General features: G+C 57.4%; 12 protein-coding genes and 1 tRNA gene. 3 read left to right on the top strand and 10 right to left on the bottom strand.

Features of this window, described 5'->3' with window-relative positions; translation table 11 throughout:
• Positions 1 to 123: 123 nt before the first annotated feature.
• The 7 genes from PMI37_RS09505 to rplM form a co-directional block, all read right to left on the bottom strand.
• On the bottom strand, positions 124 to 537 hold the full coding sequence (locus PMI37_RS09505; protein WP_007917024.1) for a ClpXP protease specificity-enhancing factor: 414 nt from the start codon (positions 535 to 537) through the stop codon (positions 124 to 126).
• A 16-nt stretch (positions 538 to 553) separates the two neighbouring features.
• Positions 554 to 1,171 carry a glutathione S-transferase N-terminal domain-containing protein gene (locus tag PMI37_RS09500; RefSeq protein WP_007917025.1) on the bottom strand — a complete coding sequence of 206 codons (618 nt, stop codon included), beginning with the start codon at positions 1,169 to 1,171 and terminating at the stop codon, positions 554 to 556.
• 146 nt (positions 1,172 to 1,317) lie between these two features.
• Positions 1,318 to 2,100 (bottom strand): cytochrome c1, encoded by a 783-nt coding sequence (locus tag PMI37_RS09495; protein ID WP_008080280.1) that lies wholly within the window; start codon positions 2,098 to 2,100, stop codon positions 1,318 to 1,320.
• The gene (locus PMI37_RS09490) at positions 2,100 to 3,311 is read right to left on the bottom strand and encodes a cytochrome b (RefSeq protein ID WP_008080276.1); all 1,212 of its coding nucleotides are present in this window, start codon (positions 3,309 to 3,311) and stop codon (positions 2,100 to 2,102) included. The genes PMI37_RS09495 and PMI37_RS09490 overlap by 1 nt, the downstream gene beginning before the upstream one ends.
• Complete coding sequence (gene petA, locus PMI37_RS09485) at positions 3,311 to 3,904, bottom strand: ubiquinol-cytochrome c reductase iron-sulfur subunit (protein WP_003228055.1); 594 nt, start codon at positions 3,902 to 3,904, stop codon at positions 3,311 to 3,313. The genes PMI37_RS09490 and petA overlap by 1 nt, the downstream gene beginning before the upstream one ends.
• A 269-nt stretch (positions 3,905 to 4,173) precedes the next feature.
• The gene (rpsI, locus tag PMI37_RS09480; protein ID WP_008080273.1) at positions 4,174 to 4,566 is read right to left on the bottom strand and encodes a 30S ribosomal protein S9; all 393 of its coding nucleotides are present in this window, start codon (positions 4,564 to 4,566) and stop codon (positions 4,174 to 4,176) included.
• A gap of 14 nt (positions 4,567 to 4,580) precedes the next feature.
• On the bottom strand, positions 4,581 to 5,009 hold the full coding sequence (gene rplM, locus PMI37_RS09475) for a 50S ribosomal protein L13 (RefSeq protein ID WP_007917032.1): 429 nt from the start codon (positions 5,007 to 5,009) through the stop codon (positions 4,581 to 4,583).
• Positions 5,010 to 5,254: 245 nt separating this feature from the next.
• On the opposite strand from rplM, the gene PMI37_RS09470 reads away from it, so the two are divergent.
• Positions 5,255 to 6,295 (top strand): NADP(H)-dependent aldo-keto reductase, encoded by a 1,041-nt coding sequence (locus PMI37_RS09470; protein ID WP_008080271.1) that lies wholly within the window; start codon positions 5,255 to 5,257, stop codon positions 6,293 to 6,295.
• Between the two features lie 103 nt (positions 6,296 to 6,398).
• Here the strand turns inward: PMI37_RS09470 and PMI37_RS09465 are convergent, their stop codons facing one another.
• Positions 6,399 to 7,535: an acyl-CoA dehydrogenase family protein gene (locus PMI37_RS09465; RefSeq protein WP_008080270.1), complete on the bottom strand. Its 1,137-nt coding sequence runs from the start codon at positions 7,533 to 7,535 to the stop codon at positions 6,399 to 6,401.
• A gap of 250 nt (positions 7,536 to 7,785) precedes the next feature.
• Between PMI37_RS09465 and PMI37_RS09460 the strand changes: the two genes are divergently transcribed.
• Together PMI37_RS09460 and PMI37_RS09455 are read left to right on the top strand one after the other, a co-directional pair.
• Entirely contained in the window at positions 7,786 to 8,682 is an 897-nt protein-coding gene (locus tag PMI37_RS09460; RefSeq protein ID WP_177323306.1) for a GlxA family transcriptional regulator, read from the top strand.
• Positions 8,683 to 8,974: 292 nt separating this feature from the next.
• On the top strand, positions 8,975 to 10,033 hold the full coding sequence (locus PMI37_RS09455; protein ID WP_085989803.1) for an IS110 family transposase: 1,059 nt from the start codon (positions 8,975 to 8,977) through the stop codon (positions 10,031 to 10,033).
• A 282-nt stretch (positions 10,034 to 10,315) separates the two neighbouring features.
• Here PMI37_RS09455 and nadA read toward each other — a convergent pair whose 3' ends face one another.
• Positions 10,316 to 11,374, bottom strand: coding sequence for a quinolinate synthase NadA (gene nadA / locus PMI37_RS09450; RefSeq protein ID WP_008080237.1), 1,059 nt, complete (start codon positions 11,372 to 11,374; stop codon positions 10,316 to 10,318).
• 271 nt (positions 11,375 to 11,645) lie between these two features.
• Positions 11,646 to 11,721, bottom strand: a tRNA-Lys gene (locus PMI37_RS09445).
• Positions 11,722 to 11,763 lie beyond the last annotated feature (42 nt).

The following is an 11,763-nucleotide window of genomic DNA, read 5'->3' as shown; positions in this document are numbered from 1 at the left end:
GCCGCAGGCTGCGATCTTTTGATCTTGCTTTTAAAAGACCAGGATCAAAAGATCGCAGCCTTCGGCAGCTCCTACAGTTTTGAGACGCGCATGAAAAAGGCGATCCTTCCGGATCGCCTTTTTTTATTTCACCACTTTCAAGCTTGGCCGGCCGCTAGGGCGCGGTGGCTCGCTGTCCGGTGGCGGCAAGTCGTCATCCGACTCGATCTCTTCCTCGTCATCCATCGGCGACTCGAGATCAAACACCATGCCCTGACCGTTCTCCCGGGCGTAGATACCCAGAATCGCACTGATCGGCACGTACAAGCTGTGCGGAACACCACCGAAGCGACCTTCAAAGGTCACCACGTCGTTGTCCATGTGCAAGTGCCGTACTGCACTTGGCGAGATGTTCAGGACAATCTGCCCGTCACTGGCAAAACCCTGTGGCACCTGCACCGCCGGGTACTCGGAATTGACCAGCATGTGCGGGGTGCAATCGTTATCAACAATCCACTCGTAGAGCGCGCGGACCAGATAAGGTCGACTGGAGTTCATAGCGGCTCCTTAAGCCTTAGCGCATATCGCGTTCGACACCAGACAGACTCGCCTGGAAAGCCTCACGCGCAAACGAGCGCTCCATATAATCAAGCAGCGGCTTGGCTGGCCGCGGCAGTTCAATACCCAGAATCGGCAAACGCCAGAGTATTGGCAATAGGCAGCAATCCACCAGACTTTGTTCCTCACTGAGGAAAAACGGCTTGTCGGCAAACAGCGGCGACACGCCAGTCAGGCTCTCGCGCAATTCCTTACGCGCCACGACCCGCGCGGCCTCCTTGCTTTTCGGATCCAGAATCAGATCCACCAGCCCACACCAGTCGCGCTGAATACGGTGAATCAGCAAACGGCTGTTGGCACGCGCCACCGGATAAACCGGCATCAAGGGCGGGTGCGGGTAACGCTCATCCAGATATTCCATCACCACGGTCGACTCCCACAACGCCAGGTCACGATCGACCAGCGTGGGCAGACTGCCGTAAGGGTTCACCTCAATCAGTTTAGGCGGCTGACGACCAGCCTCCACATAAATGATTTCGGCGCTGACACCCTTCTCTGCAAGCACGATGCGCACTCGGTGGGAATAGTGGTCGGCGGGGTCGGAGTAACAGGCCAACCGATTGGTCACGCCCATGGCGATCCTCCTCGCTTGTTGAATTTGTCGGAACCGGAAAAACGCGCGCGCCCAGAGGGCGCCTCCCGCAATGCCTGGCTAGCCAGACGTTGCGTTATCGGAGGCGCCCTTGGGCGCGCGCGATTAACAGCAATGCTTGAAGCGTATCAGTGCACGTCTTTCCAGTATTCACGCTTGAGCAGGTAGGCGAACACAAAGAAGAACGCCAGGTACAGCAAGACGTAAGTACCGATGCGCTGATGTTGCAGCTTAACCGGGTTAGCCGAGTAAGCCAGGAAGGTTACCAGATTCTTGACCTTCTCATCGAACTGCTCTTCGTTCAGAGCACCGGACTTCGGCACGATGGTCAACTGATCGCACGCTTCATGGGTCAGCGGCGTGCCGGTCAGCGGGTCATATTGCTTCTTGCCGTCTTCAACGATCTGCACCTGCTTGCAGCCCACCACCTGACGACCTTGCAGGCCGACCAGCACGTTAGGCATGCCGACGTTCGGGAAGACCTTGTTGTTCACGCCCCAAGGGCGTGCAGGATCTTCGTAGAACGACTTCAGGTAACCGTAGAGCCAGTCAGTGCCACGCACGCGAGCCACCAGAGTCAGATCCGGTGGTGCTGCGCCGAACCAGGTCTTGGCGTCCGCCGGCTGCATGCCGATGGTCATGTGATCGCCGATCTTCGCACCGGTGAACACCAGCTTCTCCAGCATCAGTTCGTGCGGCACACCGAGGTCATCGGCAACGCGCTCGTAACGCTGGAACTTGGCACTGTGGCAACCCATGCAATAGTTGGCGAAAGTACGCGCACCGTCCTGCAGGGCCGCTTTATCGGAGACGTCAATGTCGACTTTTTCCAGCTCCGGACCACCGTGTTCAGCAGCGAACGACAAGACAGGCAACGCAGCAAAAATCAGAGCAAAAAATAACTTTTTCATCAGCCAGTCACCCTTTCCGGAACCTTTTTGGTCTTCTCGAGCCTGGTGTAGAACGGCATCAGAATGAAGTAAGCGAAGTACAGGAAGGTGCAGACCTGCGACAGCAAGGTTCGCTCCGGCGTCGGCGCAAGCACACCGAGAATGCCGAGGATGACGAACGAAATGCAGAACACCACCAGCCAGATTTTGCTCATCCAGCCTTTGTAGCGCATCGATTTAACTGGGCTGCGATCCAGCCACGGCAACACAAACAACACCGCAATCGCCGCGCCCATGGCGATAACGCCCATGAGTTTGTCCGGGATCGCGCGCAAGATTGCGTAGAACGGAGTGAAGTACCAGACCGGCGCAATATGCTCTGGTGTCTTGAACGGGTTCGCTTGCTCAAAGTTTGGTTTTTCGAGGAAGTAGCCGCCCATTTCCGGGAAGAAGAACACAATAAAGCAGAAGATAAACAGGAACACCACGACACCGACAATGTCTTTCACGGTGTAGTACGGGTGGAAGGCGATGCCGTCCAGCGGGATGCCGTTTTCATCTTTGTGCTTCTTGATGTCGACGCCATCAGGGTTGTTCGAGCCGACTTCGTGCAGCGCCAGAATGTGCAGTACCACCAGACCGAGAATCACGATCGGCAGCGCCACAACGTGCAAGGCGAAGAAGCGGTTCAGAGTGATCCCCGAGATCAGGTAGTCACCACGAATCCACTGAGTCAGGTCGTTACCGATGACCGGAATCGCACCAAACAGCGAGATGATCACCTGAGCACCCCAGTACGACATCTGGCCCCATGGCAGCAGGTAACCCATGAACGCTTCAGCCATCAGCGCCAGGTAGATCAGCATGCCGAAGACCCAGACCAGCTCACGCGGTTTCTGGTACGAACCGTAGAGCAGACCACGGAACATGTGCAGATAAACCACGATGAAAAATGCCGAGGCACCGGTCGAGTGCAGCAGACGCAGGATCGAGCCGTACTCGACGTCACGCATGATGTATTCAACGGAGGCGAAGGCTTCTTCCGCCGACGGCGTGTAGCTCATTGTCAGCCAGACGCCGGTGACGATCTGGTTGACCAACACCAGCAACGCCAGCGAGCCGAAGAAATAGAAGAAGTTGAAGTTTTTTGGCGCGTAATACTTGCTGAGATGGTCTTCCCACATTTTGGTCGCGGGGAAGCGCGCATCAACCCAATCCATGAACTTGCTCATCACGCTTTCTCCGTATCGACGCCAATGACAATCAGGTCATCGGTCTCATAGGAATGCGGGGGAACTGGCAGGTTCAAAGGCGCAGGTTGCGACTTGTAGACGCGGCCAGCCAGATCGTAGTGGGAACCATGGCAAGGGCAGAAATAACCGCCTACCCAGTCTTTGCCCAGATCCGCAGGTGCCACTTCGGGACGGAAGGTCGGTGAGCAACCCAGGTGTGTGCAGATCCCGATCAGCAGCAGAATTTCTGGCTTGATCGATCGCACTTCAGGGTCGACATAGGTGGGTTGCGTGGAGTTTTTGGAGGTTGGATCGGAGAGTTGGCCCTCGATCTTCTTGAGATTCCCCAGGATTTCCGCAGTACGGCGGACAATGAACACCGGCTGGCCGCGCCACTCAGCAATCATCTGCTGTCCTGGCTCGATCTTGCTGACATTCACTTTCACCGGTGCACCGGCGGCTTTCGCCTTGGCACTGGGAAACCATGACCCCACGAACGGGACCGCAGCCCCCACCGCTCCTGCAGCACCCACCACGGATGTGGCTGCTACCAAGAAGCGACGCCGGCCTGCATTCACGCCGTCATTGCTCATTCAGTCCTCTCCCATCAGCTTTTGTGGCCTGTTAAATCAGGCATCTACTAAATAAATCAATGTTACTTATAAAAATTTTGCCGAATGGTAATGAAAAGCCCCAATTCTGACAAGGGAATTACCCGGAGCTCTTACCCTCAAGCCTTGCAGTATAGGGGGTCTACGGAAGTGGCAAGTTGTCGCAGCGCAATTCTTTGATAAATCACAGGCATAAAAAAACGCCCGCTTCCGTGAGGAGGCGGGCGTTCTTTTTGAACGTGGAAGCGGAATTAACGCTTCGAGTACTGCGGACGCTTACGCGCTTTACGCAGACCAACTTTCTTACGTTCAACTTCACGGGCGTCGCGAGTAACGAAGCCAGCTTTGCGCAGAGCGCCACGCAGGGTTTCGTCGTAGTCCATCAGAGCGCGAGTGATGCCGTGGCGGATTGCGCCAGCTTGACCACTTACACCACCGCCGATCACGGTGACGTAGATGTCGAACTTCTCGACAGTCTCAGTCAGCTCCAGCGGCTGGCGAACTACCATGCGGGCAGTTTCGCGGCCGAAGAAGTTTTCCAGCGAACGGTTGTTGATGGAGATGTTACCAGTACCCGGACGCAGGAAAACGCGTGCGGTTGCGGTCTTGCGACGGCCAGTGCCGTAATTTTGAGTCGCCGACATAATGTACTATTCCGTTAAAACTTCAGTTCTTGGGGCTGCTGAGCAGTATGTGGGTGTGCAGCGCCCGCATAGACTTTCAGCTTACGGTACATGTCGCGACCCAGTGGGTTTTTAGGCAGCATGCCTTTAACCGCGGTCTCGATCACGCGCTCAGGGGCTTTAGCGATCAGCTTTTCAAAGTTGATCGACTTGATGCCGCCCGGGAAACCGGAGTGGGAGTAGTACATTTTGTCAGTGGTTTTAGCACCGGTAACACGAATCTGCTCAGCGTTGATTACGACGATGTAGTCGCCGGTGTCAACGTGAGGAGTGTACTCAGGCTTGTGCTTGCCACGCAGACGGCTCGCGATTTCGGTGGCCAGACGACCCAGGGTCTGACCAGCAGCGTCGACGACAAACCAGTCGCGCTTTACTGTTTCTGGTTTAGCAGTAAAAGTTTTCATTCTTTATAGCCTCAGGGGCCGCCCTGTAAATTAGACGGCGGATCTTACTGAATAGTGCGTACTTTGACAAGTCAAAGGCAGCCGGATACAGACGCTTTCGGGGGCTCGGGTCGGCGCGTCCGTTCAACGGCAAGATTCTTCGGCGGCGGCGCATCACTTCCACTGCAGAAAGAGGTCGGCAATTATGCAGATTGCGAAAAATATTTCAACCTGCTTTTATGATTGTTTTGCCCAAGGAGCACCCGATGGACTATCGCCAGCTAGGCCGTACCGACCTGAACGTGAGTGCAATCTGCCTCGGCACCATGACCTGGGGCGAGCAAAACACTGAAGCTGAAGCCTTCGCGCAGATCGAACGCGCCAAGGAAGCCGGGATCAATTTCATCGACACCGCCGAGATGTACCCGGTGCCGCCGAAAGCCGAAACCTACGCCACCACCGAGCGCTACATCGGCAATTACTTCAAAAGTCGCGGCGATCGCGCCGACTGGATCCTCGCCAGCAAAATCGCCGGCCCGGGCAACACCATCGACTACATCCGCGACAAAAACCTGCGCCACAACCGCCAGCACATCACCGCCGCAGTGGATGCCAGCCTCGAGCGCCTGCAAACCGACTACATCGACCTGTATCAATTGCACTGGCCGGAACGCAGCACCAACTTTTTCGGACAACTGGGCTACAAGCACAAGATCGAAGCCAACCTCACCCCGCTGGAAGACACCCTCGAAGCACTCGACGAGCAAGTGAAGGCCGGCAAGATCCGACACATCGGCCTGTCCAACGAAACGCCGTGGGGCACCATGCGTTTCCTGGCACTGGCCGAAGCCCGTGGCTGGCCGCGTGCGGTGTCGATCCAGAACCCGTACAACCTGCTCAACCGCAGCTTCGAAGTCGGCCTGGCGGAAATCGCCATCCGCGAACAATGCGGCCTGCTCGCCTATTCGCCGCTGGCGTTCGGTTTCCTCTCAGGCAAGTACGAAGGTGGCGCACGCCCGCCGAAAGGCCGCCTGAGCCTCTATAGCCGCTTCAGCCGCTATTTCAACGCGCAATCGGAAGCAGCCTGCAGCCGATACGTCGCACTGGCCCGTGAGCACGGCCTTGATCCGGCGCAGATGGCGTTGGCGTTCGTGACCCAGCAACCGTTCGTCACCAGCAACATCATTGGCGCGACAACGCTTGAGCAACTGGACAGCAACATCGCCAGTTTCGATCTGAAGCTTTCCGATGAAGTGCTGGAAGGGATTGAGGCGATTCACAAGGATCATCCGAATCCTGCGCCTTGATCAGCCGCTAAAAGCTTCGCGGGCAAGCCTTGCTCCTACAGAGAATCAAAATCCCGTAGGAGCAAGGCTTGCCCGCGAAGGCGCCCGCCGCCTCACCACAACATCAGAGTGACCGCGCAATGATCTCTTTCATGATTTCATTGGTACCGGCATAAATCCGCTGTACGCGCGCATCCGCCCACGCCCGGGCCACCGGGTATTCCCACATGAAGCCGTAACCGCCATGCAACTGAACGCACTCGTCGAGCACCTTGCATTGCAGGTCGGTGCCCCAGTATTTGGCCATCGCGGCCGTCGGCACATCGAGCTTGCCTTGCAGGTGCAGTTCCAGACATTTGTCGACGAAGACTCGGCCGATCTGAATTTCAGTGGCCATCTCGGCCAGCTTGAAACGGGTGTTCTGGAAATCGGCAATTGCCTTGCCGAAGGCTTTGCGATCACGGGTGTAATCCAGCGTCCACTGCAACGCCGCTTCAGCTGAGGCCAACCCGCCAATTGCCACCGTCAGGCGTTCCTGAGGCAACTCCTGCATCAGATAGGCAAACCCTGCCCCGGCCTGACCCAAAAGGTTTTCTTTCGGCACACGTACGTCCTGGAAGAACAATTCCGAGGTGTCCTGCGCCTTCATGCCGACCTTCTCCAGGCGTTTGCCCTTTTCGAAGCCCGGCGTATTGGCCTCGACCAGAAACAGGCTGGTGCCCTTGGCGCCGGCCTTGGGATCGGTCTTGGCGACGACGATCACCAGGTCGGCGAGAAAGCCGTTGGTGATGAAGGTTTTCGAGCCATTGATCACGTAGTCGTCACCGTCGAGCACGGCAGTGGTCTTCACGCCTTGCAGGTCGGAACCGGCACCCGGCTCAGTCATGGCGATGGCCGTGACCATTTCGCCGGAGACCAGTTTCGGCAGGTACTTATGCTTCAGCGCCTCACTGCCGTAATGCAGGATGTACGGCGCGACGATATCGGAATGCAGCGAGAAACCGATGCCGGTCAGACCGAGCCGGCCGACTTCCTCAATCACCACAGCGCTGTACAAAAAGTCCGCCCCCAACCCGCCGTATTCCTCCGGCAGATGCGAGCAAAGCATCCCCGCCTCCCCTGCCTTGTTCCACAGTTTACGGTCGATGTGGCCTTGTTTCTCCCACTGCGCATGGAACGGCACGGCCTCTTTTTCGAGGAAGGTTCGTACGCTGTCGCGAAATAATTCGTGCTCGGAGCTGAACAAGGTTCTGGGAATCATGCGGCACCTTTGTTTCTTGTTGGGGGGAGATGACCTTCAGAGACTATGCCTCCCCTCCGACACAGGACACTGGACACATCCGACAAAAAATAAGACGATCCAGCCGTCTGGTGACCACTTTCCCTTATAAAAACAAAACAAAAGTTGAATTATGTCCAAGCAAGTCTCCACGCCCTTGCGGCGCGTCAGCATCCTGGCGATCGACCAGGTTTTCGCCTTCACCCTCATGCAAGCCAAGGATTTTTTCCATGTGGCGAGCCTGCGTTACGGCAAGCAACTGGGCCACGGCCTGACTCCGGCGTTTGAAACGCGCCTCGTCAGCCCCGACGGCAAACCGGTGAAAAGCTTCAGTGACGTGGTCATCCCGGTGGACGGCGGTCTGGAAAACACCGATATCATCATCCTCCCGGCGTTCTGGGATGACTTCGATACGCTGTGCAGCCGTTACCCACAAATCCTGCCCTGGTTGCGCGAACAACACGCTCGCGGCGCAGTACTGTGCGGCGAAGCCACCGGCGTGTTCTGGCTGGCCGAAGCCGGGTTGCTCAATGGCAAGGAAGCGACCACCTATTGGCGCTTCTTCAATGCCTTCGCCGAGCGTTTCCCCCGGGTGCACCTCAATCAGGACAAGCACCTGACCGACGCTGACAATCTCTATTGCGCCGGCGGCACCACATCAGCCTGCGACCTTTACATTTATCTGATCGAACGCTTCTGCGGGGCGAACGTCGCCCAGGCCGTGGCCCGCGACATCCTTTACGAAGTGCAGCGCAATTACTCCCCGGGGCGCATTGGTTTTGGCGGGCAGAAGCTGCATCAGGACGTGATCATCTTGCAGATTCAGCATTGGCTTGAAGAGCATTTTGCCGACAAGTTCCGCTTCGAAGATGTGGCGCGCGAGCATGGCATGAGCATTCGTAACTTCATGCGTCGCTTCCAGACTGCGACTGGCGACAAGCCGTTGCATTACCTGCAGCGGCTGCGCATCGAAACGGCGAAGGGCTTGTTGTCGGGCAGCCGCAAAAGCATCAAGACCATCAGTTATGAGGTCGGTTACGACGACGCGAGCTTCTTTGCGCGGTTGTTCCGTCAGCACACCGAGCTGTCGCCGAACCAGTATCGGCAGCAGTTCCAACAGGCTGCCTAACCCTCCCGATGATCGTTCCCACGCTCTGCGTGGGAATGCTGCCAATGGACGCTCTGCGTCCGCCCCGGAATGTGACGCAGAGCGTCACGGTATGCATTCCCACGCGGAGCGTGGGAGCGATCAAGATCGCAGCCTGCGGCAGCTCCTACAGAATGGCGTACACCTGTAATTGTATGGACTCGCCCAAGCCGAGGCGTCTGTGCGCCACGGTGGCATTCTTATAGAAGCCAACGACAGCGAGGGCGAGACCATGAAAAAGCATACGACGAATAATCAGTCTTTGTCAGCCGATGTGTCGGCATGCTCCACCGTTGCGGTGGATCTTGCCAAAAGGGTTTTCCAGGTGGCCGGGGAAGATGCCCTCGGCCAAGTGATATTCGAGGAGCGAATCAAGTCACGAGAAGCCTTTCAGGTATTTCTCCGTGAGCTTCCTCCAAGCGTGACGGTGCTGGTGGAAACCGGCCCTGGTGCTCAAGCATGGGCGCGGTTGCTGCAAATGCAGGGTAATCCGGTTCGCATCCTGCCCGCTCAACTGGTTGCCAGTCACCGCAGTGGCCCGAAAAATGATCGCAACGATGCTTTGGCGATCTTGCGTGCCGGCCGCGACTGCAAAATCTCGGCGGTACCGATCAAGAGCGCGGCCGCGATGGCGATGCAGGCGCTACACCGGGCCCGTCAGGGATATGTGCGACGGCGCACTGCGGTCGGCAATCAGATGCGCGGTTTACTGCTCGAACATGGAGTGGCCATGGCGCAGGGCGAAGTTGCGATCAGCCAGCTCGTGCCTCGGATACTGGAAGATGCCACCCAACCGCTGCCTGATTTGTTACGTGAACTGATTGCTGAATTGCTGGGCGAATGGGATCAAATGGGCGATCGCGTCAACGTGCTGACCGGCCGGCTGGAAATGGCCGCGAAAGAAGACGAGACGGCGAAGCGGCTGATGACGGTGCGCGGTGTTGGCCCGATCATCGCCACGGCGCTGATAGCCAAGCAGACCGAGCCTGAACGGTTCGCCAACGCCCGCTTGTTCGCCGCCTATTTCGGGTTGGTGCCCAGCCAGCACAGCTCTGGCGAGAAGACCCGACTGGGCAAGATGAGCAAGCAGGGTGATGCGTATTTGCGCAGCCTGACGATCCAGGGCGCTCATGCTGTTTTAAGGCAACTACGGCCTGATTCACAGCAGCCGGACGATCAGCGGCTCCAACGCTGGATCAACCGATTGGGTCGCAAGGAGGCTGCGGTGCGATTAGCCAATCGCAATCTTCGGATTCTCTGGGTGCTGCTGCAAAACGATCAAACCTATCGTCGCCAGCCAGGCAACGGCCAGGAGGCGACGATGAGTCACTGATAAACGAGTTCTGCCACCGAGGCGCTAAGCCGCTTCAACCCATGCTAAGAACATTGACCCCAGGTCAGACCGTCGCGAATTGATGCCTGAGCTCCTACTGGCCCTTGAGGCCTTACTGTAATCGGCATATCGCGAGCTTACCCAATGTTGGCCAGAAGCCGCTTAACGCTTCCTCGAATAGGCCTTATACATAGATGCAATCGGGTAACAGTGTTCAAAAGCCGGTTGAATGATGGGGCGAGTCCATACATAGGAGCTGCCGAAGGCTGCGATCTTTTGCTTTCAGGCGTTACCGGCCAGCTTCATCCGTGCGGCCTGGGTGAAATCCAGCATGCGCTTGAGCGGCCGGATCGCCTGCGGAATCAACGCCGGATCAACAAAGATCTCGTTCGTGCCCTCCTTCAAGCTCTTGAGCGTGCGCTCAAGGGTGTTCATGGCCATCCACGGGCAATGTGCGCAACTGCGGCACGCTGCGCCGTTACCGGCGGTTGGCGCTTCGATGAAGACCTTGTCCGGGCACAACTGCTGCATCTTGTAGAAGATGCCACGGTCGGTGGCGACGATCAGCGTCTTGTTCGGCAGCGATTGCGCGGCAGCGATCAACTGACTGGTGGAACCAACAGCGTCCGCCAGCTCGATCACCGACGTCGGCGACTCCGGGTGCACCAGAATCGCGGCGTCCGGGTACAGCGCCTTCATGTCCTCAAGCTGCTTGGACTTGAACTCCTCGTGGACGATGCAGGCACCGTCCCACAACAGCATGTCTGCGCCGGTCTTGCGCTGAATGTAGGTACCCAGGTGCTTGTCCGGCCCCCAGATGATCGTCTCACCGTTGTCCATCAGGCTTTCGACGATCTCCAGCGCGCAACTCGATGTCACCACCCAGTCAGCCCGAGCCTTCACAGCAGCGGACGTATTGGCGTAGACGACCACCGTGCGCTCCGGGTGCTGATCGCAGAACGCCGAGAACTCGTCGACCGGGCAACCCAGATCCAGCGAGCAGGTCGCCTCGAGAGTCGGCATCAGCACGCGTTTTTCCGGGTTGAGAATCTTCGCCGTCTCGCCCATGAACTTCACACCGGCGACCACCACGGTCTTGGCCGGGTGGGCGTTGCCGAAGCGCGCCATTTCCAGGGAGTCGGAGACGCAACCGCCGGTTTCTTCGGCCAAGGCCTGAATCACCGGGTCGCAATAAAAGTGAGCCACCAGCACCGCGTCCTGAGCCTTGAGCTCGGCGGCGATGGCGGCACGGTAATAAGCCTCTTCCTCAGCCGTCAGCGGTTTGGGCTGTTTGGCATCGAGGTGGGCTTGAACCAGAAGGCGTTCGGAAATCTGCGTCATGTTCGCAAGACCTGCAGGCGCTTTCGCGCGAAAGTCGAGTATACACCCGGCTCCGGACCGCTTGAGGGTACCGCCGGGAGAGTGAGTATTATCAGGCACGGACAGCATTGAAGCTGCGCAAGGCTACAGAATATCCCGTTGATACAAAAGATCATTCTGACCTGCGTCAGCGCTGCTGCCACTGAAACGACGCGGGCCCGAATTGCAGGCAAAAAAAAACCCGGAAATCCTCACTTGCGTGGGCCTTCCGGATTTTCTAAACCGCCAAAAATGGTGGGTCGTGTGGGATTCGAACCTACGACCAATTGGTTAAAAGCCAACTGCTCTACCAACTGAGCTAACGACCCGCTGTGTGGTGGCGCGTATAATACTGATTTTTAAGGACTATT

Source organism: Pseudomonas sp. GM80 (assembly GCF_000282515.1).
Taxonomy (GTDB): Bacteria; Pseudomonadota; Gammaproteobacteria; order Pseudomonadales; family Pseudomonadaceae; genus Aquipseudomonas.
Note: the sequence above shows the minus strand (reverse complement) of the source record. Positions and strands in the feature narration are given on the sequence as shown.